19 protein-coding genes are annotated in these 21,146 nt (G+C 69.5%); 9 read left to right on the plus strand and 10 right to left on the minus strand.

The window, feature by feature from the left end; all coding sequences use genetic code 11:
• Positions 1 to 132: 132 nt before the first annotated feature.
• Entirely contained in the window at positions 133 to 1,404 is a 1,272-nt protein-coding gene (lplT, locus tag WKW77_RS25325) for a lysophospholipid transporter LplT (protein WP_340359655.1), read from the plus strand.
• Positions 1,405 to 1,425: 21 nt separating this feature from the next.
• Here the strand turns inward: lplT and WKW77_RS25330 are convergent, their stop codons facing one another.
• Positions 1,426 to 2,670 carry a glycosyltransferase family 4 protein gene (locus tag WKW77_RS25330; protein ID WP_340359656.1) on the minus strand — a complete coding sequence of 415 codons (1,245 nt, stop codon included), beginning with the start codon at positions 2,668 to 2,670 and terminating at the stop codon, positions 1,426 to 1,428.
• 138 nt (positions 2,671 to 2,808) lie between these two features.
• On the opposite strand from WKW77_RS25330, the gene WKW77_RS25335 reads away from it, so the two are divergent.
• A complete protein-coding gene (locus tag WKW77_RS25335) occupies positions 2,809 to 3,420 on the plus strand; it encodes a hypothetical protein (protein ID WP_340359657.1) in 612 nt (203 codons plus the stop codon).
• Between the two features lie 6 nt (positions 3,421 to 3,426).
• On the opposite strand, the gene WKW77_RS25340 is transcribed toward WKW77_RS25335, so the two are convergent.
• Positions 3,427 to 5,082 carry an aminotransferase class III-fold pyridoxal phosphate-dependent enzyme gene (locus tag WKW77_RS25340; protein WP_340359658.1) on the minus strand — a complete coding sequence of 552 codons (1,656 nt, stop codon included), beginning with the start codon at positions 5,080 to 5,082 and terminating at the stop codon, positions 3,427 to 3,429.
• A gap of 62 nt (positions 5,083 to 5,144) precedes the next feature.
• Between WKW77_RS25340 and asd the strand changes: the two genes are divergently transcribed.
• On the plus strand, positions 5,145 to 6,077 hold the full coding sequence (gene asd / locus WKW77_RS25345; protein WP_340359659.1) for an archaetidylserine decarboxylase: 933 nt from the start codon (positions 5,145 to 5,147) through the stop codon (positions 6,075 to 6,077).
• On the opposite strand, the gene WKW77_RS25350 is transcribed toward asd, so the two are convergent.
• The 3 genes from WKW77_RS25350 to WKW77_RS25360 form a co-directional block, all read right to left on the minus strand.
• The gene (locus WKW77_RS25350) at positions 6,031 to 7,020 is read right to left on the minus strand and encodes a Bug family tripartite tricarboxylate transporter substrate binding protein (RefSeq protein WP_340359660.1); all 990 of its coding nucleotides are present in this window, start codon (positions 7,018 to 7,020) and stop codon (positions 6,031 to 6,033) included. The genes asd and WKW77_RS25350 overlap by 47 nt on opposite strands.
• A gap of 40 nt (positions 7,021 to 7,060) precedes the next feature.
• On the minus strand, positions 7,061 to 9,061 hold the full coding sequence (locus tag WKW77_RS25355; protein WP_340359661.1) for an aconitase family protein: 2,001 nt from the start codon (positions 9,059 to 9,061) through the stop codon (positions 7,061 to 7,063).
• A 79-nt stretch (positions 9,062 to 9,140) separates the two neighbouring features.
• A complete protein-coding gene (locus tag WKW77_RS25360) occupies positions 9,141 to 10,028 on the minus strand; it encodes a LysR family transcriptional regulator (protein WP_340359662.1) in 888 nt (295 codons plus the stop codon).
• Between the two features lie 442 nt (positions 10,029 to 10,470).
• Between WKW77_RS25360 and WKW77_RS25365 the strand changes: the two genes are divergently transcribed.
• From WKW77_RS25365 to WKW77_RS25380, 4 genes are read left to right on the plus strand one after another with little or no spacing between them, the layout of a single operon-like run.
• A complete protein-coding gene (locus WKW77_RS25365; protein ID WP_340359663.1) occupies positions 10,471 to 12,729 on the plus strand; it encodes a TonB-dependent receptor in 2,259 nt (752 codons plus the stop codon).
• Positions 12,730 to 12,741: 12 nt separating this feature from the next.
• Entirely contained in the window at positions 12,742 to 13,428 is a 687-nt protein-coding gene (locus tag WKW77_RS25370) for a Fe2+-dependent dioxygenase (RefSeq protein WP_340359664.1), read from the plus strand.
• Positions 13,429 to 13,478: 50 nt separating this feature from the next.
• A complete protein-coding gene (locus WKW77_RS25375) occupies positions 13,479 to 13,781 on the plus strand; it encodes a PepSY domain-containing protein (protein WP_340359665.1) in 303 nt (100 codons plus the stop codon).
• A 10-nt stretch (positions 13,782 to 13,791) separates the two neighbouring features.
• A complete protein-coding gene (locus WKW77_RS25380) occupies positions 13,792 to 14,337 on the plus strand; it encodes a cytochrome b/b6 domain-containing protein (RefSeq protein WP_340359666.1) in 546 nt (181 codons plus the stop codon).
• 102 nt (positions 14,338 to 14,439) lie between these two features.
• Here the strand turns inward: WKW77_RS25380 and phnE are convergent, their stop codons facing one another.
• From phnE to senA, 5 genes are all read right to left on the minus strand, one after another.
• Positions 14,440 to 15,234: a phosphonate ABC transporter, permease protein PhnE gene (gene phnE, locus WKW77_RS25385; RefSeq protein ID WP_340359667.1), complete on the minus strand. Its 795-nt coding sequence runs from the start codon at positions 15,232 to 15,234 to the stop codon at positions 14,440 to 14,442.
• A gap of 61 nt (positions 15,235 to 15,295) precedes the next feature.
• The gene (locus WKW77_RS25390) at positions 15,296 to 16,126 is read right to left on the minus strand and encodes a PhnE/PtxC family ABC transporter permease (protein ID WP_340359668.1); all 831 of its coding nucleotides are present in this window, start codon (positions 16,124 to 16,126) and stop codon (positions 15,296 to 15,298) included.
• Entirely contained in the window at positions 16,123 to 16,965 is an 843-nt protein-coding gene (locus WKW77_RS25395; RefSeq protein ID WP_340359669.1) for a phosphonate ABC transporter ATP-binding protein, read from the minus strand. The genes WKW77_RS25390 and WKW77_RS25395 overlap by 4 nt, the downstream gene beginning before the upstream one ends.
• Positions 16,966 to 16,980: 15 nt before the next feature.
• Complete coding sequence (locus tag WKW77_RS25400) at positions 16,981 to 17,844, minus strand: putative selenate ABC transporter substrate-binding protein (protein ID WP_340359670.1); 864 nt, start codon at positions 17,842 to 17,844, stop codon at positions 16,981 to 16,983.
• 13 nt (positions 17,845 to 17,857) lie between these two features.
• On the minus strand, positions 17,858 to 19,078 hold the full coding sequence (senA, locus tag WKW77_RS25405; RefSeq protein WP_340359834.1) for a selenoneine synthase SenA: 1,221 nt from the start codon (positions 19,076 to 19,078) through the stop codon (positions 17,858 to 17,860).
• 1 nt (position 19,079) lies between these two features.
• On the opposite strand from senA, the gene senB reads away from it, so the two are divergent.
• Together senB and selD are read left to right on the plus strand one after the other, a co-directional pair.
• On the plus strand, positions 19,080 to 20,039 hold the full coding sequence (gene senB, locus WKW77_RS25410; RefSeq protein ID WP_340359671.1) for a selenoneine biosynthesis selenosugar synthase SenB: 960 nt from the start codon (positions 19,080 to 19,082) through the stop codon (positions 20,037 to 20,039).
• Between the two features lie 32 nt (positions 20,040 to 20,071).
• The gene (selD, locus tag WKW77_RS25415) at positions 20,072 to 21,145 is read left to right on the plus strand and encodes a selenide, water dikinase SelD (RefSeq protein WP_340359672.1); all 1,074 of its coding nucleotides are present in this window, start codon (positions 20,072 to 20,074) and stop codon (positions 21,143 to 21,145) included.
• The last annotated feature ends 1 nt before the right edge of the window (position 21,146 follow it).

Here is a 21,146-nt window from a genome sequence, read left to right on the forward strand (position 1 = left end):
CTCGAATGGATTGGGCGTAATTCGTAAGCGTTAATGGATGCGCGCGCCCCGATGGCTTCACGCGCGCGTCATCGCGAACGGCGACCATCGGCCTCCATGGATCGAGACCTGGCGCGCCGCCGCACCCGCTGAATGCCGCGGGGCTTCTACTTGCTGATCGCCGGGCAGGCGATCTCCTCGCTGGCGGACAACGCGCTGCTGATCGTCGCCATCGCGCTGCTGCAGGAGCGTGCCTCGCCTTTGTGGTGGGCGCCGCTGCTCAAGTTCGCGTTCACGCTGTCCTATGTGGTGCTCGCGCCCATGATCGGACCGCTGGCCGATGCCATGCCCAAGGCCCGGTTGATGACCGCGATGAACGGCGTCAAGCTCTCCGGCGTCGCCCTGCTCATGGCCGGCATCCATCCCCTCGCGGCCTTCGCGGTGGTGGGCTTCGGCGCTGCCGCGTACGCGCCGGCCAAGTACGGGCTGGTCACCGAGATGGTGGGCCCGCACCGCCTGGTCGCGGCCAACGGATGGATCGAGGTTTCCGTGGTCTGTGCGGCGCTGCTCGGCACGGTGCTGGGCGGCCTGCTGGTGGCCGACGTGCTGCGCGGCTCGCCGGCCAGCCTCGCGATGCGCGACTGGCTCGCTTCGGAGGCCGACAGCAGCCTGCAGCTGTCGATGGCCGTGCTGCTGGCCGCCTACGGGGTCGCCGCGCTGATGAATGCCGGCGTGCCCGACAGCGGTGCGCGCTATGCCCCGCCGGCACGCCTGCACCTGCTGGTGCTGATACGCGAATTCCGTGGCGCGAACCGCACACTGTGGAGCGACCGCGATGGGGGGCTGTCGCTCGCGGTCACCAGCATCTTCTGGGGCGTCGGGGCCACGTTGCAGTTCGCGGTCCTCAAATGGGCCACCGAACTCCTCGGCCTCACGCTCGAACGGGCGGCCTACCTGCAGGTGGCCGTCGCCGCCGGCGTGATCGCGGGCGCCGGCCTGGCGGGGCGCCATGTGGCGCTGGGCCGCGCCAAGCGGGTGCTGCCGGCGGGCGTGCTGCTGGGCCTGTCCATGCCGCTGGTGGCTTGCGCCGACGCGCTGTGGCCGGCGGTGCTGCTGCTCGCGTTCGTCGGCGCGGTGGGCGGCATCCTGGTGGTGCCGCTCAACGCGCTGCTGCAGCACCGCGGCTACAAGCTGCTCAGCGCAGGGCGCTCGATCGCGGTGCAGGGCTTCAACGAGAACCTCAACGTGCTGGTGATGCTGGCCGGCTATGCGGCCCTGATCGCGATGGACGTGCCGATCGTGCCGCTGATGTGGATCCTCGGCGTGCTGGTGGCCGGGGCGATCGCACTGGTGATCTGGCGCGAAAACGACGTCGAGCGCCGGCTCGGCCCGAGCGCGGACAGCCAGTTCACCACCCTGCGCTGACGGCGTCGCGCCTACGCCGCTTCAGGTCGCGCCGGCGATGGTGTGGCCGCGCGCATCGGCCACGCGCGGGGCCTCGCCGGCGGCGATGGTGGCGTAGAGCACTTCCTCCACCTGCGCGACGATACGGTCCCAGCCGGCTTCGCCGGCGCTCTGGCGCGCACTCAGGCCCATCTGCCGCGCGGCCTCGCGCCCGCCGGCCACCAGCTCGCGTGCCAGCCGCACGAAGGTCTTCTCGTCGCCGAGCGGCGCGAGCAGGCCGTTGGTGCCGCTTCGGATCATCTGTCCGGCGCTCGCATGGTCGTAGGCCAGCACGGCGAGGCCGCTGGCCATGGCCTCGAGCGTCACGTTGCCGAAGGTCTCCGTCATGCTCGGAAAGACGAACAGGTCGCTGGACGCGTAGTGGGCGCCGAGGTCCTCGCCGCGGCGCGTGCCCGCGAAGATCGCATCCGGCACTGCGGCGGCGAGCTGCGGTGCGGCAGGGCCTTCGCCCACCACCACGAGCCGCATGGCCGCGTTCTGCGCCTGCATGGCGCGGAAGGCATTGGCCAGCGCGTCGAGGTTCTTCTCGGTGGCCAGGCGTCCCACGTACAGCGCCACCGGCGTGTCGGGGGCGACGCCCCATTGCGCGCGCAGCGCCTCGCTGCGCCGCGCGGGCGAGAACTGCGCGGTGTCGACGCCGCGCGTGACCAGCATCAGGCGCTCGAAGCCGTGGCCGCGCAACTGCTGGCGCAGGCTCTCGCTGGGCACCATGGTGAAGGCGGTGCGGTTATGGAACTTGCGCAGGTAGCTCATGATCGGCCGGTAGAGCCAGCCGATGCCGTAGTGCCTGCTGTAGACGTGGAAGTTGGTGCGGAAGTCCGAGCACACCGGCAGCTTGAGCTTGCGCGCGATCTGCAGCGCCGACCACCCCAGTGGCCCTTCGGTGGCGATGTAGACCAGGTCGGGCCGCTGGCGGCTCCAGAGCTGCACCAGCGCCTTGTTGGCGGGCATGCCCATCTTCATCTCGGGGTAGCGCGGGATCGGCACGCCGCGCACGAGCACCTCGTCGAGCCTGTCAAGGCGCCGGGCGAGATCGCCGTCCGTCTGTCGCGGGCGCACCAGCTGGATGTCGTGTTGCAGCGCGCGCAGTCCCTCCACCACCCGTTGCAGCGTGAGGGCCACGCCATTGACTTCGGGCGGGTAGGTCTCGGTGACCACCGCGATGCGCATCGAGCGCCGGGCGGGCGGCAAGTGCTCGACGACGATCGGACCCGGCGATGAGTTCATGTCGCGCATGCTCGCGGCCGTTGGCGACAGTGCGATGACGGTCCGCGCATCGTCACCAAGAATTCACGCACGCCCGTCACGATGCCGTCACGCGCCGCGCCATTGCGGCGCCGTCCAATCAGATCACCAGGAGAGCCCGTGAACGACTTCTTGCGCAACCTTCAGATCCAGCGCTGGGACGATCATCGCTACTACCACCACAGCCGCATCAACCAGTCGCTGCACCTCGTCAGCGCGATCAGCTTCGTGATCGCCTACGTGCTGTTGTTCATCGACCCGGTGATCGCCGCGCTGCTCGGTTGGGGTGTGTCGATGACCAGCCGCCAGGCCGGCCACTTCTTCTTCGAGCCCAAGGGCTACGACGAGGTGAACCGCGCCTCGCACGAGTACAAGGAAGAGATCAAGGTCGGCTACAACCTGCGGCGCAAGGTGGTGCTGATGGCGCTGTGGGCCGCGGTGCCGGTGGTGCTGTGGTGGGACCGCACCTTGTTCGGCCTCATGGATCCGACCTCCGGGCTCGAAGGCTACGTGCGCCAGGTCGGCCTCGCATGGCTGGTGCTGGGCGCGGGCGGCCTGTTGTTCCGCACGATCCACCTCTTCCTGCTGAAGGACGTGAAGACCGGACTGGTGTGGATGGTGAAGATCCTCACCGACCCGTTCCACGACATCAAGCTCTATCACCGCGCGCCCCTCCATCTGCTGCGCGGCGAACTGATCGACCCCGCGCACGGGGCCGGGCACCGCGCCTGAGTGCGGTCAGATTCCGAATCGCTGCGCGAGCATCTCGCGCAGGATGCCGCGCTTGATCGCCTTGTTGGTCAGCGCGGCATCGTGCCACCACCAGCCGTCTTCCTGCATCTGCCGGGCGGCCGCCACGAAGCGCTCGGCCACCTGCTCGAAATCGGCATCGGTGTAGTTGAGGCTGAAGATCAGCCGGCCGCTGCCGACCCAGCTCAGCGCCAGCCGCTGCGCGCGCAGGTAGTACTGCAGCAGCCAGTTGTAGCGGCCGGGCGAGGTGTAGAGCACGGTCCAGATCGACGACAGGTTGGCCACGCGCACCGGCAGGCCGGCCTCTTCGAGCCTTTCGTTGAGGTCGCGTGCGCGGCCGTTCCAGCGCTCGTCGAGGTCGTCGTAGAGCGCTTTCACCTGCGGTGTCTCGATGCGCTTCAGGAAGGCGTTCATCGCGCCCATCACGTAGGGGTGCGCGTTGAAGGTGCCGCGCGCGAAGCAGATGTCGGCCGGGCGCTCCTCGCGGTAGCGCTTCATGAGGTCGGCGCGGCCGCACACCACGCCGATCGGCAGCCCGCCGCCGAGCGTCTTGCCGTAGGTGACCATGTCGGCCTTCACCCCGAAGTACTCTTGCGCGCCGCCGGGCGCGAGGCGGAAGCCGACGAAGATCTCGTCGAGGATCAGCACGATGCCGCGCTCGGTGCAGACCTTGCGCAGTTCGTGCAGCCATTCTGTGTATGCGACGCGGTCGAAGCTCGCGCGCCGGCTGCTGTCCACCAGCGAGGAATCGCCCGGCGCGCCGTTGTTGGGATGCAGTGCCTGCAGCGGATTGACCAGCACGCAGGCGATGTCGCGGCGCTTGCGCAGCACTTGCAGGGTGCGCTGGTCCATCTCGCGCAGGGTGTAGGTTTCGTGCGGCTGCAGCGGATTGCCGACGCCGGGCTGCACGTCCTCCCACCAGCCGTGGTAGGCGCCGCAGAAGCGCACGAGATGCGTGCGCCGCGTGTGGTAGCGCGCCAGCCGCACCGCCTGCATCACGGCCTCGGTGCCGGACATGTGGAACGACACCTCGTCCTGCCCGGAGATCTCGCGCAACCGGTGCACGTTCTCCAGCACGCAGGGGTGGTAGGCGCCGAGCACCGGCCCGAGCGGCTCCGCGATCCGGCTGCCTTCTGCGATGCATTCCTTGTAGGCGTCCACGCCCAGCAGGTTGACGCCGTACGAGCCGGTGAGGTCGTAGAACACCTGGCCATCCAGGTCCTGCATCGTGACGCCGCTCGCGGCCTGCATGAAGGCGCCCACCGGCAGGTGCTCGCGCACATGCGGGCTGTACTGGAAGGGCACGCGGTAGCTGCTGGTGAACTGCAGGTCGGACACCGAGGGGCGTGCGGCGCGCGTGGCCGCGATCGACTGCGCGTGGCGCGTCTTCAGAAGCCGCGACAGCGCTTCGAAGCCGGCCCGGCGCCGCGCCACCACGTCGTGCGGCGCGCCGTCGGAATCGTAGAAGCGCTGGTCGTCGTAGGCGTAGCCCGGAAGCTGCGCCGCGACCCGCTTGGCCATGCGCGAATGGCCGGTCAGCGAAGGATGCTTGGCGCGCGACAGCTCGAGGCGGCGCCAGGCCGGAACCGCCGAAGCGGCAAGCGCGGCAAGCGCGACGGAAGAGAGGAGGAAGGTCTGGCTCATGAACTCTTTATTGCAATGAACGGCGAACACCCGACGGTCTATCCCAGCTTCTTGACGCGCTCATGAAAACACTTCGACAAACACGCGATGCCCTGTTGCAGCAGGAAGACATCAACTTCCTGCTCACCAACCGGGTGCCTCGTATCGCGCTGACCCGCTTCATGGGCTGGTTCAGCAAGATCCGCAACCCGCTGGTGCGCGATCTCTCGATCGGCGTGTGGCGCCTGTTCACCGAACTCGACCTCGGCGAGGCGAAGAAGACGCGCTTCGACAGCATGCACGACTGCTTCACGCGCGAGCTGAAGGAGGGCGCGCGCGTCGTCGATGCGCGCGACGACGTGCTCGCAAGCCCCTGCGATGCCATCGTCGGCGCCTGCGGCCCGGTGAACGGGATCGAGGTCTTCCAGGCCAAGGGCTTTCCGTATTCGATGGCCGACCTGTTCGGCGATGCGCAATCCGCCGAGACCTTTCGCGACGGCAGCTTCGTCACGCTACGACTGACGTCGAGCATGTACCACCGCTTCCACGCGCCGCATGACTGCACGGTGGAGCGGGTGAACTACATGTCGGGCGACACCTGGAACGTGAACCCGATCGCGCTCAAGCGCGTGGAGCGCCTGTTCTGCCGCAACGTGCGCGCGGCGCTGCATGTGCGCCTGCATGCCGGCGGGCACCGCATCGCGCTGGTGCCGGTGGCCGCGATCCTGGTCGCGAGCCTGCGGCTGCATTGCCTCGATGCGCTGCTGAACCTGGGCTGGCGCGGCCCGGCGCGCATGGACTGCGATGCGCCTTACCGCAAGGGCCAGGAGATGGGCTGGTTCGAGCACGGCTCGACCATCATCGTCTTCGCGCCCCCGGGCTTTGCGCTGGCCGAGGGCATCGAGTCGGGCTCGCGCATCCGCATGGGAGAGGCGTTGATGCGGCTGCCCCGCGCGGCACAGGCGCCGGTCAGTCGAGCGTCGCGCCCGACTGCTTCACCAGCTTCTGGTGCTTGACGAGTTCCGTCTGGAAGAAGGCGGGCGCCGCATCCGGCCCCACGTTCAGCACCGCGAGCCCCTGTCCGGCGATCGCGGTCCGGGCCTCCGGCGAGGCCATCGCCTGCCGGACCGCATCGGCGTAGCCGTCGACCAGCGGCTTGGGCAGGCCGGCGGGACCGACCAGCGCGATCCATGCGTCGAAGCTGTATTTGGGCACGCCCGATTCAGCGAGCGTGGGCACGTCGGGCAGGACCTCCGACCGCTTCTGCGTGCTCACCGCCAGCGCCCGCAGGCTGCCGGCCTTCACCTGCTGCGCGACCTGCGAGATCGACACGAAGCCGAGCTGCACCTGGCCGCCGATCAGGTCGGTGACCAGCGGGCCGGTGCCGCGATAGGGCACATGCTTCATGTCGATGCCGGTCTCGGAAACCAGCAGCTCGCCGGCCAGGTGCAGCGTGCTGCCGTTGCCCGCGGAGCCGTAGTTGAGCTGGCCCGGTTTGGCCTTGGCGTATGCGAGCAGTTCGGCCACGTTCTTCACCGGCAGCGCGGGATTCACCACCAGCACGAGAGGGACGGTGGCGAGCACCGCGATGGGCGTGACGTCCTTGAGGCTGTCGTACGGCACGGACTTGTAGATGCCCGGATTGATCACGTGATTGGACGAGATCATGCCGAGCACCGAGCCGTCCTTCGGCGCCTTCACCACCTGCGAGGTGCCGGGGATGCCGCCGGCGCCCACCACGTTCTCCACGACGATCGGATGGCCGGTGACGCGGCCGAAGCCGGGCGCGATCGCGCGCGCGACCGCATCGACGGTCGACCCCGCCGCGAGCGGCACGACCATGCGGATCGGCTTGTCCGAAGGCACGGCGGCCTGTGCGAAGGCGGCCAGAGGCGCTGCCAGCAGAGTCGCGCCCGTGAGGCGCACGAGCGCTCTACGCCCTGCGGAAATCGTCGTCATCTTGTGTGTCTCCTGTTCGTTCGTTCATGAAAAGAGGGCGTCATCCGTGGCGCAACTGGAGTGCCTCGAACGACATCAACTCACCCGCGATCGCACTGGCGGCCACGGTCGGCGGACTGGCGAGCCACACGCTGCCCGGTCCGCCCCGCCCCGGAAAGTTGCGGTTGATCGCGCTCACCGTGACCTGCCCCGCATCGCTCGACCCGCCCGGCCCGCAATTGCCGCAGGCGCCGCACGAGGGCTGCAGGATGCGTGCGCCCACGCGCTCGAAGGCATCGAGATAACCTGCCGCCACGCAGTGGTCGCGCACGGCGGTGGTGCCGAACTGGAGGAAGAGCTGCACGCCCGGCGCCACGCGCAATCCGCGGTCGGCGGCCCATCGCAGCACGGCGTGGTAGTGATCGAAGTCCTCGCGCTTGCCCGCAGTGCACGATCCGCCATACGCAATGTCGATGCGCACCGGCTGGGCCACGCCGGCGATCGGCAGGCCGTTGCCAGGGTCGCCGGGCGCCGCCACCATGGCCTCGACGGCGGTGCAGTCGATACGCAGCTCGTGCGCATAGGCGGCGCCCTCGTCGCTGCGCATCCACGGCTGCAGCTTGAAGTCGATGCCGCGCCGCTCGCGCAGGAAGCGCACCGTTTCCGCGTCGGGCGCGACGATGCCGGTGAAGCCGCCCAGCTCGGCGGTCATGTTGGTCAGCGTGGCACGCTCGTCGGTCGACATCGCCGCGATGCCCTCGCCGGTGAACTCGAACACCTTGCCGACCCCACCGCCGCCGCGAATGAAGGGCAGCGCGAGCAGGTGCAGCACCAGGTCCTTCGCGGTGACACCGGGTCCGAGCCGGCCGTCGAGCCGCACGCGCATCGACGGCGGCACGGTGAGCCTCACCGCGCCGGTGACGAAGGCGTTCGCCATGTCGGTCGTGCCGACGCCGAAGGCCACGCAGCCCAGTGCCCCGCTGTGCGGCGTATGCGAATCGGTGCCCACCACCAGTTGACCCGGCAGCGCATAGCGCTCCGTGACCATCGCATGCGAGATGCCCGCCACGTTGCTGCCGTCGTCCCGCGCGGCTTCTTTCTCGGTCAGCGTGCGGTGCGATCGCAGGCCATAGGCGGAGGCGAATTCGCGCTGCGCATCGACCATGCGCCACACGTTCGGCACCAGCCCGCCGCGCAAATGCGCGGGACTTTCCTCGACGTAGGAGGTGTGGTCCTCGAACACCACGATCGAATCCGGCGCGTGCAGCCGCAGCGGCCGGCCGAAGGTCGTGTGCAGCATGTGTGCGGCCATGCCGGTGTAGTACTCGTGGATGAAGCGCCAGTCGGCACGCACGAAGGCGCCATCGCCCGGCAAGGGGTGCGCGGAGGTGAGCGGGGTGCGCAGCGCATGGCGCGCCACGATCTTCTCGAAGAGCGTGCGCGGCCGCGCGTCCGGCACGGTGTCGGCCGGCGCGATGTCCTGCATGAATTCGCGGCCGAAGCGCAGCAGCCCGCCGGTCTTCAGGATCGTGGCGGCCAGCGCATCGCGGCCGGCGACGAGTTCATCGACCGGGATCGGCTCGCCGGCAGCGATCCGCGCCACCAGCCCGAAGTCCGTCGAGGTGAAGAGCCCGATGTTGTCTGCGTTCTGCCGGTAGATGCGCTCGAAGCTCTCGGCGATGACGAGCCGCACGCCGGCGAGCTTCTCCGCCGCCGGGCTGTGCTCGCGCGACGAGCCCTTGCCGTAGCGCCTGCCGGCCACGACCACTTCGATGCCCGAGCCGGCCATGGCACCGGCGGCGATCGGCATGCGGTCGCCGGACTTGAAGCCGGTGTAGGGAAAGCGGCCGAGCTTCTCGTCGTAATGGGTGAGGATCGCGATGGGCGTGATCTCGTCGGTCGAGATGTCGTCCCGCAGCGGCGTGGCGTCCGCCAGCGAGATCTGCCGTCCGTCCAGCACGGCTTCGACCTGCGCGGGCGACTGGGAGAGGAACAGGATGCGCGGCGCAAAGCGCAGCGGCGCGGCTTCCGGGGGGAGTTCGACGCTCGACGTTTCGGCCATGCCGCATGGTCACAGGCTGCCCGCGCGCGGAAAAGCGCCGATCCGGCGCAGGGGCTCTCGCGAAATGCGAGATCGGTGCTTACCCGCGCAGGCTGTCGACGAGCGCCTGCACCGCGCGCGGCTGCGGGTTGCGGTGCAGCGCGTAGAGGTGCAGGTTGCGCGCGGCCCAGGCCTCGTCGAGCGCGCACCGGGCGAAGCGCGGCGTGCCCGCGTAGGCCGCCGCGGCGCTCCGCGGAACGATCGCGATGCCCAGGCCGGCCTCGACCATGCGGCAGACCGCATCGAAGCTGCTGACCGTGACCTTGGGCGCGAATGGCTGTCCGAGCGCCTCGGCACGCTCGCGCAGCGAGCGGTCGAGCGCGCCGCCGTGGTGGATGCCGATCAGCGGATAGGCCAGCGTCCGCGAGAAAGTCACTTCGGGCAGCGCAGCCAGCTCGTGGCTCGCGGGCATGACCACCTGTAGCGGATCGCTCGCGAAGTGCCAGGCGTCCAGCCCGGCAGGCGTCGGCATCTCGACGCCGACACCGACATCCGCCCGATCGTCCAGGCAGGCGCGGATCACGTCGGGCGTGTCTTCCTCGTGCAGCGAGACCGTGACCCCTGCATGTGCCGCCATGAAGCGCTGCAGACGCTCCGGCAGGAAGCCGATCACCGCCGACATGTTGGCGTACAGCCGCACCGTGCCGCGCACCTCGGCGCCTTCGGCCTGCACTTCGCGCACCAGCGCCTGGAGGTCTTCGTCGATCTTCAGGCCGCGCTCGAACACGAGGCGTCCCGCATCGGTCAAGGCGATGCCGCGCGGGGAGCGCACCAGCAGCGCGGTGCCGAAGGAATGTTCCAGGTCGGCCAGCCGCCGGCTCAGCGCCGATGCGGCAATGTGCTCCTGCTCCGCGGCGCGCACGATCGAGCCGGCCTGTGCGGCGGCGACGAAGAGGCGGACGCTGTAGGGATCGATGCGGCGAGCCAAGGCGTGGGCGGCGTGGGGACGACGGACCCGATTGTCACTCTCACGAGCGCGGCCCGGCGTGAGGGGCCTGCGGGCTTGCCGGCATGCCGAGTGGTGGGCCGTCGAGCTGAAGCGGCGTCGGTGCCGCCAACGGTGCGTGAGCCGTGCAGTGGAACGCCGCAGAACCGGCTTCAGGCGTCCAGGGAGAAGGCCTGTTGTATTTTGTCGTCACCACCATCGAGCGTAGGTGCATCGACTGCTACTGCGGTTTTTCAAAATGTATACTCCGCCCCGCTTCATCCCGGCGAGCCAGTTCATTCATTGAATAGCCAGCCTTCCACCGACGCGCACCATGCGGCGCGCATTCATGGAGGCCCAATTGGCTCGTATCCCTCGCCGTCGGAAGGCGGCTCCGCGTCCTTCGTCCGCAACGACGTCATCGGCACCCGCGTCGCGGTCGCCGTTGTCCGTTGAAACCTCGGCATTCCCGCTCGGCGCCTTGATGCTGGCCGCCTCGGTCAGCAGCTGGGCGCAGTCGAACGCCAGCAGCGACACGCCGACGCTCGGCACCGTGACGGTGACCGACCAGGCCGAGATCCAGGGCCGCGACCAGCTCCAGACCACCCGCACCAACATCGGCCGCGGCACGCAGGACATCCGCGACATTCCGCAGTCGCTGAACGTCATCACCGAAAAGCTGATGAACGACGCCAAGCTCGACACGCTGAAGGAAGCCCTGCACTACTCGGCCGGCATCACCTTCGCGGCGACCGAGAACGGCACCGACCAGGACATCCGCCTGCGCGGCTTCCCCGTCGCGACGGTGGGCGACCTGCTGATCGACGGCATGCGCGACCCCTCGCAGTACGACCGCGACACCTTCAACCTGGACCGCATCGAGGTGCTGCGCGGCTCGGCCTCGATGATCTTCGGCCGCGGCTCCACCGGCGGCGTGATCAACCAGGTCAGCAAGAAGCCGCTGCTCGCCGACCAGACCGACATCGTGGGCACCATCGGCTCGCGCGACTTCTACCGCACCACGATCGACATGAACAAGCGCGTCGGCGAAGACGCGGCCTTCCGCATCAACGGCATGTGGAACAACGCCGACAACGGCGGCGCGAAGATCGACAAGTACGGCATCGCGCCCACCTATAGCTGGGGCATCGGCACGCGCGACGAGTTCAGCGTCGGGCTGTTCTACCTGGACGTGGACAACGTGCCCATGGCCGGCACGCGCTATCTCGCGAACGGCACCTTCGCCAACGGCGTGGCGCAGAACACCATCCCGAACCTTGCGCCGGGCGCCTTCTACGGCGCGGCGAGCGACTACCTGCGCGGCAAGGCGCAGTACGGCAATGGGTCGTGGACCCACACCTTCGACGACGGCGGCCAGGTGCGCACGCAGATCCGCAGCGGCACCTTCGAGCGGTCCCAGTGGGGCACCACCGCCAGCTTCTGCAACGCGGCGCCGATCGTGAACGGCAACACCGTCACCTGCCGCACCGCCACCAACGCGGCCAATCTCACGCCGCTGACCTACGTGTACCGCAACGGCCTCGCGCCGCGCAGCGACGAGTACAAGGGCACCTATCTGCAGAGCGACTACAGCAACACCTTCGACTGGGGCGGCCTGAAGCACGAGGTGCAGACCGGCGTGGACTGGGCGGACGAGTCGGCCGACCGCTTCAGTGCCTTCGGCGCCGTCGGCACCAACTTCTTCAAGGGCATCACGCGCGTGGGCCTGCCCAACGACGGCTACTACGCCGCGCTCTCGCCGACCTACCGCAAGACCACGGACTACTCGGCGAGCAACTACGGCATCTACTTCCAGGACCTGGTGCAGATCGCGCCGGACTGGAAGCTGCTCGGCGGCCTGCGCTGGGACGACTTCAGCGGCGACTTCAACCAGATCGGCTACGCCAACACCAACGCCATCGTGCCGAACGCCGTCGCGAAGACGAGCATGTCGGACTCGGTGTGGAGCTACCGCGCCGGCGTGCTGTACCAGCCGTCGCCCACGCAGTCGTATCACTTCTCCTACAGCACCTCGTTCAACACCGCGGCCGACACGTACCAGTACGTGACCCCGCAGAACGCGAACACGCCGCCGGAAGAAAGCCGCAACATCGAACTCGGCGCCAAGCTCGACTGGCTGGACGGCAAGCTCTCCACGCGCGCCGCGCTCTTCCGCACCGAGAAGTACAACGAGCGCACCACCGACTCCGACTTCGCCGGCAGCAGCTACCTGCTGTCGGGCAAGCGCCACTCGCAGGGTCTGGAACTGGAAGTCGTCGGGCGCCTCACGCCGCAGTGGGAGGTCTACGCCTCGTACGCCTACATCCCCGACGCCAAGATCGACAAGGCCGGCAGCACGCAGGCGAACATCGTCGGCTCGCGCGTCGGCCTCACGCCGAAGAACAGCGGCGCCGTGTGGGTCAGCTACCAGGCGACGCCGAAGTTCCGCGCTGCCGCCGGCATTCGCGGTGCGTCGGAGAACCGTCCGCTGCAGGGCACGACCGGTGCGGCCTCGACCACTGCCTACGTTCCCGGCTACGTGGTGGGCGATCTCATGTTCGAATACAAGTTCACCCCGGACGTCTACGCCCAGCTCAACGTGACCAACGTCACCAACAAGCTGTACGGCGACCAGCTCTATCCGGGCTTCGTCATCTCCGGTGCCCAGAGGACCTACCAAGGGACCATCGGAGTGCGCTTCTGAGAAAGTCGAATCATGCTGCTGCACGTTCGTGAAGTGCTCACCCGCGACGAGGTCGCGCAAGCCCGCAAGATCCTGACGGGTGCACCCTGGGAGGACGGGCGGCTGACGGCCGGCGAGCAGTCCGCGCGCGCCAAGAACAACGAACAGCTGCGCGAGGACTGCGACGAGACCCGCGCGGTGCAGCAGCTGCTGCTGCGCGGGCTCGAGCGCCACCAGATCTTCTTCTCGGCGGCGCTGCCCAAGCAGATCTCGCCGCCGCTGTTCAACCGCTACGGCGGCGAGGCCAACAGCTTCGGCAACCACGTCGACAGCGCGGTGCGCTTCCTGCGCAACGGCGCGGGCCGCGTGCGCACCGATGTCTCGTGCACCGTCTTCCTCAGCGACACCGACGAGTACGACGGCGGCGAACTCGTCGTCGAGGACACCTTCGGCGAGCAGCGCGTGAAGCTGCCCGCCGGCGACATGGTGCTCTACCCGGGCACCAGCGTGCATCGCGTGCTGCCGGTCACGCGCGGCCATCGCGTGGCGAGCTACTTCTGGATCCAGAGCATGATTCGCAGCGACGAGCAGCGCAGGCTGCTCTTCGACATGGACAACCACCTGCGGCACCTGCGCAGCACCGTCGGCGAGACCGATCCCGGCGTGATCGGCCTCACCAGCACCTATCACAACCTGCTGCGCATGTGGCTCGACGTCTGAGCGGCGGCGCGCAGCTTTCTTTCTTCTATCGTTCTTGGAGGCCTATTCACATGCAAGCAACCCTCATCACCAGGACCACCTTTGCCGCGCTGGCGCTCTGCCTCGCCGGCGGCGCCGCGGCGCAGTACGTCGATCACGGCAAAGTCAAGTGCGAGGCCATTCCCAAGGAAGAGATGAAGCCCCAGATGGAGCTTCAGCGCAAGCTGACCGGCGAAGGCTGGAAGGTGCGCCAGGTGAAGAACTTCAACGGCTGCTACGAGGTGTACGGCTTGGACGCCAACGGCAAGCGGGTCGAGGCCTTCTTCAATCCCAAGACCTTCGACAAGGTCGGCGAAGTCAAGCAACCCGACTGAGCGCGCGCCGATGGCGAACGCGCGCGACACGGTCCGTGTGTGGGACCCTGCGCAGCGAATCCTCCACTGGGGTCTGGTGATCTCGGTCGCGCTGGCCTGGTGGGCCGGTGAAGGCCGGCTCGCGCTGCACGTCCGCGTGGGCTACGTGGCGCTTGCGATCGTGGTCGCCCGTATCGCGTTGGGTCTGTTCGGCAGCCGGCATGCGCGCTTCTCGGACTTCGTCTTCGGCCCGCCCGCGGTGCTCGGCTACGCGAAGCGCGTCGCGGCCGGCCGGGAAGAGCGGCACCTCGGGCACAACCCGCTCGGCGGATGGATGGTGCTGCTCCTGCTGGCCTGCCTCGCGGTCGTCTGCGTGTCCGGGTTTCTCTACACGACCGATGCGTTCTGGGGCGTCGAATGGGTCGAGGAGATGCATCGCGCGTCGGCATGGACGCTGGTGGCGCTGATCGCGGCGCATGTGGCGGGCGTGGTCTTCACCAGCATTCGCCATCGCGAGAACCTCGTGGCGGCGATGTTCAGCGGACGCAAGCGGAGCGCAACCCGCGGCGATGACTGACGATCAGATCATGAAGGCGGTGGACCAGGCGGTCGACTGCTTTCAGGGCGATCTGAATCATCTCGAAAGCGCCATCCGCATGCTGCTCACCGGACGCGCGCCTTAGGCGAGCCCCCGCCGCACGCGGGCGCTCGCCGCATCCACCGCCACCACCAGCACGAACATCGCGCCGATGACGGTCGCGGCCTGCGCCTGCTGGAAGAGCGAGAGGTGGAAGTACAGCATCTGCCCGAGCCCGCCGGCGCCGACGAAGCCCAGCACGGCTGCGGCACGGATGTTCATCTCCCAGCGGTACAGGCCGTAGGCCAGCCACTGGTGCCAGGCCATCGGAAAGCTGCCGTACAGGAAGGCCGCGACCGCGCCGCTGCCGCTGCCCGTCAGGGCGCGCTCCGGCGCTTGGGGCAGGTTCTCCAGCGTTTCGCCGAACAGGCGCCCGAAGACGCCCGTGGTGTGCAGCGCGAGCGCGAGCACGCCCGCGAAAGGGCCGAGCCCGGCGGCCAGCACCATCAGCGTGGCCCAGACCAGCTCGGGCACGCTGCGCAGCACGTTCAGCACGAAGCGCGCGGCCTGCCGCAGCGTCGTGCCGTAGCGGCCCGATGCAGGCAGCGCCAGCACCGCGCCGCCCAGCATGGCCAAGAGCGTGCCGAGCGCCGATACCGCCAGCGTCTGCAACGCACCCCAACCGACCTTGGCGAGGAAGGGGCCGGAAAGATCCGGCGGGTAGAACTCGGCGACGAAACGGCCCATCGAGGCGAGCGACTCGCGCCCGAGCAGCGTGCGGAAGTCGATGCCGAGGTACGCGAAGCTCGCCACCACCGCCACCGCGATGGCGGCGGTCGCGAGCAGGCACGTGAGGCAGGGCCCCGCCGCGCGGGCGCGCTCGGACGGCGAGGTCATTGGGCACCCTCCGTGCTTCGCACTGCGGTGCGAGCCCTCGTCGGAGCGGCCGGGCGTGGACTCATGCCAGCCACTTTCGCAACTGCACGCTCAGCGCGTCCGCGAGCAGCACCAGCAGCAGGAACACGATCAGGATGCTGCTCGCCTCGCCGCCGTTGAGCATCTTCATCGACTGGTCCATCAGCTGCCCCAGTCCCCCCGCGCCGACGAAGCCCATCACCACCGAGGCGCGCACGGCACATTCCCAGCGGTAGACGGTGTAGGAGGCGAGTTCCTGCGCCGCCGAAGGCAAGAGGCCATAGCAGAGCGCGGCGATCCGGCCGCTGCCCGCTTCGAGCAGCGCACGCGCGGGCCGCGTGTCGCCGGATTCGAGGATCTCCGCGTACACCTTGCCCAGCATGCCGCCGTAGGTGATCGCCAGCGCCAGCACCCCGGCGGCAGGGCCGAGGCCCAGTGCGCGCACGAACACCAGCGCCCAGACCAGTTCGGGAATGGCGCGCAGGGCCGCCATCACGGCGCGCACCGCCGCGCGCAGCGCCTGCCCGCGTGCGCGGCCGGGCCCGGGGCCGATGCGCGAGATCGACAAGGCCTGCGTGGCGAGGAACGACAGCGGCACGGCCAGCGCGAAGGCGAGCGCGATGCCGGCCGTCGCCATCGCGAGCGTCTCCAGCGTCGCGCGCGCCAGCAGGCCGAGGAAGCCGGCATCGAGCGCGGGCGGCACGAAGCCGGCGAGAAAGCCACCCATCACCCGCAGCGTGGCCGGCGCGAAAAGCGCGCGCGGGTCGAACTCGGCGATCAGGAGCATCGGCCACAGCACCACCAGCGCAGCGACCAGGTAGCCGAGCCGGCGGCGTGACAGCGGATCGCGCGGGAGGGTGGCCGAGGTGGTCATCGGCATGCGCTCGGAAGGGGGGCGGCGCGGTTCGCGTCTCGGGCGCCTTCGATGTCGAAGCTCGGCGCCTGCGTCGGCAGAAGGCTGCCTTCGTTGGCGTAGAGCTCCTGCAGCATCGCGCGGCTGACCTCGGCGGCCGGTGCATCGAAGACCACGACGCCGCCGCGCAGGCCGACGATCCGGTCGAACCACTTCAGCGCGAGGTCCACCGCGTGCAGCGAGGCCAGCAGCGCCGCCCCGGTGTTCCGGCTCTGCGCGACCAGCTCGCCCACCGCCATGTCGGCGAGCGTGGGGTCGAGCGCCGAGACGGGCTCGTCGGCGAGGATCAGTTCCGGCGCCTGGTAGAGCACGCGCGCCATGCCCACGCGCTGCAACTGCCCGCCCGAGAGGCGGTCGCAGCGGTCGAAGAGCCGGTCGGCCATGTCCAGCCGCGCGAGCGCCGCCTCGGCGCCGGCGATGTCGGAAGGCACCAGCAGCGAACCCAGCGCACGCCAGGGCGACCAGTGGCCGAGTTGTCCGGCCAGCACCGCGGTGACCACCCGCAGCCGCGGCGGGATCGGCGGCGCCTGGTGGATCAGCCCGACGCGAGAGCGCAGTGCACGCAGCGCGCCGCCGGACAACTGCCACGGGTGCTCGCCGAGCAGCTCGACGCGGCCCTCGCTCGCGCGCAGGGCGGTGGCGGCCACGCGCAGCAGGCTCGTCTTGCCTGCACCCGACGGGCCGACCACCGCGACGCGCGCGCCTCGCGGGACCTCCAGCGCGATGCCCTGCAGCGCGCGCTGGCCGTTGGGGTGGACGAGGCCGACATCGTGGAGCGCCAGCGCGGCTTCGGCGTTCAACAGTGCGGCCTCCGGCTACTTGATGAGTCCGGCCGAGCGGGCCGCCGCCTCGATGCCGTCGTAGTTCGAGGACTGGGTCGGGATGAACTTCGAGGCCCGCTGCAGCGCGAGGATTTCCTTGTGCGCCGGATTGGCCGGATCCAGCTGCAGAAAGGCGTCCTTGATCTTCTTCTGCACCGCCGGATCGAGACCGGGCCGCACGGTCCAGTTGTAGTCGAAGTAGGGCGCCGTGGTGGCGAGCACGCGCACCTTCGCGACGTTGGGGTTCCTGGCCTCGACCAGCTTGTCCCACACCGAGGCGTTGAGCGCGCCGGCCTCGGCGCGGCCCGCGGCGACGAAAGCCACCGTGGCATCGTGCGCGCCCGAGTAGGCGACGTTCTTGAAGTCCTTGTCCGGGTCGATGCCGGCTTGCAGCAGGAAGTGGCGCGGCATCAGGCTGCCCGAGGTCGACGACGGCGCGCCGAACGCGAAGGTGACGCCCCTGAGGTCCTGCAGCGTCTTCGCCTTGCTGTCGATGGGCACGATGAACTTGCTGGTGAAGGCCTCGTCCTCCGCGCGCTGCACCAGCGGCACCGCGCCGCCCTGGGTGCGCAGCCTGGCCTGCACGTAGGTGAAGCCGCCGAGCCAGGCGAGGTCGATCTTGCCGGTGGCCAGGCCCTCGACCACGGCCGCGTAGTCGGTCACCGGCGTGAACTGCACGTCCATGCCAGTCTGCTGCTTCAGGTACTCGCCGAGGGGCTTGAACTTGCGCTGCAACTCGGTCGGCGCCTCGTCCGGAATGGCCGAGACGCGGAGCACGCCGGTCTGCGCGTGGAGCTGGAGGCTGGTGCCCAGCCCGAACAGGCAGAGCAGGGCGGTCTGGAAGAGGCGTCTTTTCATGATGCTCGGGAGTTTAAGGAAGGGCGGCCGTGCGGAAGCCCGCGAAGACATCGTGCCGGCCGGGCTGGAAGAAGTTGCGATAGCGCACATCGTGCAGCCGCGCGTGCGTCGCGAAGGCGCCGCCGCGCAGCTCGCGGTGATCGCCGAACCACGGCGCCGAGTAGTCCCGGTACGGCCCGGGCTCGAAGCCGGGGTAGGGCGCGAAGGGATCGGCGGTCCATTCCCACACGCTGCCGCCCCAGGCGAAGCCGAGCTGCGACTGCGCGGCGTGCTCCCACTCCGCCGCGGTGGGCAGGCGCCGGCCGGCCCAGCGTGCGTAGGCTTCGGCTTCCCATGCGCTCAGGTGGATCACCGGCTGTCGCGGGTCGAGCGGCCGCCACTGGTCGAACCAGCGCGCCTCCCATCCGTCGTCGGCGCGGCGCCAGCGTGCGGGGTGGCGGCGCGGCTGCGCGGCGCGCCATGTGCCCGCCTCGCCGGGCCAGAGTGCGGGATCGTCGTAGCCGCCCGCATCGACGAAGCGCGCGTAGCTTCCGGCGCTGACCGGTGTGGCGTCGATCTCGTAGGCGGCCAGATCGACGGCGTGCGCTTCGCCTTCGTTGTCGAAGGCGAAGCCGGGCCTTTCCCGGGGCCAGCCGATGTCCACCCGCGCCGCGGGCATCGCGATCGGCGGTGTCTCGACGATGCGCGGCAGCGCCACGCCGGCCGGCGCCGCATAGCCGAGCGTCGCGCGCAACCAGGCGAACGCTTCGCAGTGCATGTCTTCGTGGAACAGCGCCAGCCGGTGGAAGTACAGGGAATCGTCGCTGCCATCCGCTTGCGCCAAGGCCCGGAGGCAGGCATCGAGCTGTGCATCGAGTCGTTCGCCCAGTTCCGCGCGCGTCGGCAACGGCGCCGACCAGCGCGCGATGTGCGACAGCCGCGCGGAATCGAACAGCGCATCGGGCCCCGCGATGGCCGCGGGCCGCTGCGCCTGCACATGGCCTTGCGCGTCGACCGTGTGTGGCCCGCGCAGCACCCAGAACTCGCCGAACCATGCGACGTGCGCCAGTTCCCACGCCGTGAGATTCACGCCGGCCTGCCGCGGCACCTGCCATTGCGCGTCGCTCAGGTCGAAAGTCCAGGCGCGCGTGCGGGCGCGGGCTTCGCGCAGGGCCGCTGCCAGAGCCTCGCCGGCGAGGGTGCGCGGATCAGCGGTCATGGCGTTGTGCGCCGGAGCGGCCTGCCAGAATGACACGATGGGCAAGCCCCGCGTCCTCATCGTTTCGCCGGCACTGGCCGATGCCAACAACGGCAACTGGCGCACCGCCGCGCGCTGGGGCGGCTTCCTCGCCGGCATCGCCGACGTGCGCATCGCGCGAAGCTGGGAGGGCGAGGCTTGCGACGCGATGATCGCGCTGCACGCGCGCCGCTCCGCCGACTCGATCGCGCGGCTGCGCGCGGCGCGGGCGGATCATCCGATCGCACTCGTGCTGACCGGCACCGACGTGTACCGGGATATCGCCGAGGATGGGGCTGCGCAGCATTCGTTGCAGTGTGCCAGCCAACTGGTCGTGCTGCAGCCTGATGCGCTCGATCGGCTTGGCGTCGCCGAGCGGGCCAAGGCGCGCGTCATCGTGCAATCGGCGAGCGCGTGGCGCCACCGGCCTGCGATGCGGGGCTGCCTGTTCGTGGCGGTGGGTCATCTTCGCGAAGAGAAAGACCCGCTCACGCTCATGGCCGCCGCGCGGCGCCTTCCCCATGACACGCCCATCCGCATCGTCCATATCGGCGAGGTGCTCACGCCCGCGCTGGGCGAGGCCGCGCGCCGGACCATGGCCGAATGCCCCCACTACCGGTGGCTCGGCGGCCTGCCGCGCGAGACCGCGCGCCGATGGATCGCCCGCGCTCATGCGCTCGTGCACATGAGCCGCATGGAGGGCGGCGCGCAAGTGGTGATCGAGGCCGTGCGTTCCGGCGTGCCCGTGCTGGCCAGCCGCATCGGCGGCAATCTCGGCTTGCTCGGGGATGACTACGCGGGATGCTTCCCCGTCGGGGACGATGCGGCGCTCGCGGCGTTGATGCAGCGCTTCGCGACCGATCCCGAGTTCGCGGCCCGGCTCTCGGTGCAGTGCGCGCTGCGCGAGCCGGGTTTTCGCCCTGAACACGAACGCAGGCTTGTGCGCGAGCTCCTGCGCGATCTGCTGGGGCCACCATAATTCCTCGCCAACGCCAGATAGAAGGTCCCGCCATGAACGATCGAAGCCCCATCCCCTCGTCCGACGCGCCCGCGCTGCGGCTCACGAGCTTTTCCCACGGAGGCGGCTGCGGCTGCAAGATCGCGCCCGGCGTGCTCTCGGAGATCCTGCAGAAAAGCGGCAGCGGCCTGATCCCGCCCGAACTGCTGGTCGGCATCGAGACCGCCGACGATGCGGCCGTCTACAAGCTCAACGACGAGCAGGCGCTGATCGCCACCACCGACTTCTTCATGCCGATCGTCGACGACCCCTTCGACTTCGGCCGCATCGCCGCGACGAACGCCATCAGCGACGTCTATGCGATGGGCGGCACGCCGATCATGGCGCTCGCGCTGGTCGCGATGCCGGTCAACCAGTTGCCGCTGGAAGTGATCGGCGAAGTCGTCCGTGGCGGGCAGGCGGTGTGCCGCGAGGCCGGCATCCCGATCGCGGGCGGCCACACCATCGATTCCGTCGAGCCGATCTACGGCCTCGTGGTGATGGGGCTGGTGCATCCCAAGCGCCTCAAGCGCAATGCCGATGCGAAGGCGGGCGACGCGCTCATCCTCGGCAAGCCGCTCGGCGTGGGCGTTCTGTCGGCGGCGCTCAAGAAGCAGAAGCTCGATGCCGACGGCTATGCCCAGCTCATTGCCAACACCACGCGCCTGAACAAGCCGGGCATCGCGCTGGCGGCGCAGGCCGGCGTACATGCGCTGACCGACGTCACCGGCTTCGGCCTGGCTGGCCATGCGCTGGAGATGGCCCGCGGCGCCGGCCTGCGCGCCGTGGTGGACTGGGCCAAGGTGCCGCTGCTGCCGAATGTCGCCGCCATGGCTGCCGATGGATTCGTGACGGGCGCTTCGGGCCGCAACTGGGCCGGCTACGGCGACGAGGTGCAACTCGATGCGGCGCTGCCGGCCGTGGCGCGCGACCTGCTGACCGATCCGCAGACCTCCGGCGGACTGCTGGTGAGTTGTGCGCCGGAGAGCGCGGAGGAAGTGCTTGCGCTCTTTCACGCACAAGGCTTCGAAGCCGCGTGCGTGATCGGGCGCATGGAAGAAGGCCAGGGGCTGCGCGTCGACGCCTAAG

The sequence above is a fragment of the Variovorax ureilyticus genome, from assembly GCF_037889935.1.
In the GTDB taxonomy this organism is placed as follows: Bacteria; Pseudomonadota; Gammaproteobacteria; order Burkholderiales; family Burkholderiaceae_C; genus Variovorax; species Variovorax ureilyticus.

Excerpts from the sequence above, each read along its gene's own strand:
- lplT (WP_340359655.1), top strand. The coding sequence starts at position 133 with ATGCCGCGGGGCTTCTACTTGCTGATCGCCGGGCAGGCGATCTCCTCG.
- WKW77_RS25330 (WP_340359656.1), bottom strand. The coding sequence starts at position 2,670 with ATGAACTCATCGCCGGGTCCGATCGTCGTCGAGCACTTGCCGCCCGCC.
- WKW77_RS25340 (WP_340359658.1), bottom strand. The coding sequence starts at position 5,082 with ATGAGCCAGACCTTCCTCCTCTCTTCCGTCGCGCTTGCCGCGCTTGCC.
- asd (WP_340359659.1), top strand. The coding sequence starts at position 5,145 with ATGAAAACACTTCGACAAACACGCGATGCCCTGTTGCAGCAGGAAGAC.
- WKW77_RS25350 (WP_340359660.1), bottom strand. The coding sequence starts at position 7,020 with ATGACGACGATTTCCGCAGGGCGTAGAGCGCTCGTGCGCCTCACGGGC.
- WKW77_RS25355 (WP_340359661.1), bottom strand. The coding sequence starts at position 9,061 with ATGGCCGAAACGTCGAGCGTCGAACTCCCCCCGGAAGCCGCGCCGCTG.
- WKW77_RS25370 (WP_340359664.1), top strand. The coding sequence starts at position 12,742 with ATGCTGCTGCACGTTCGTGAAGTGCTCACCCGCGACGAGGTCGCGCAA.
- WKW77_RS25375 (WP_340359665.1), top strand. The coding sequence starts at position 13,479 with ATGCAAGCAACCCTCATCACCAGGACCACCTTTGCCGCGCTGGCGCTC.
- WKW77_RS25380 (WP_340359666.1), top strand. The coding sequence starts at position 13,792 with ATGGCGAACGCGCGCGACACGGTCCGTGTGTGGGACCCTGCGCAGCGA.
- phnE (WP_340359667.1), bottom strand. The coding sequence starts at position 15,234 with ATGACCTCGCCGTCCGAGCGCGCCCGCGCGGCGGGGCCCTGCCTCACG.
- WKW77_RS25390 (WP_340359668.1), bottom strand. The coding sequence starts at position 16,126 with ATGACCACCTCGGCCACCCTCCCGCGCGATCCGCTGTCACGCCGCCGG.
- WKW77_RS25400 (WP_340359670.1), bottom strand. The coding sequence starts at position 17,844 with ATGAAAAGACGCCTCTTCCAGACCGCCCTGCTCTGCCTGTTCGGGCTG.
- senB (WP_340359671.1), top strand. The coding sequence starts at position 19,080 with ATGGGCAAGCCCCGCGTCCTCATCGTTTCGCCGGCACTGGCCGATGCC.
- selD (WP_340359672.1), top strand. The coding sequence starts at position 20,072 with ATGAACGATCGAAGCCCCATCCCCTCGTCCGACGCGCCCGCGCTGCGG.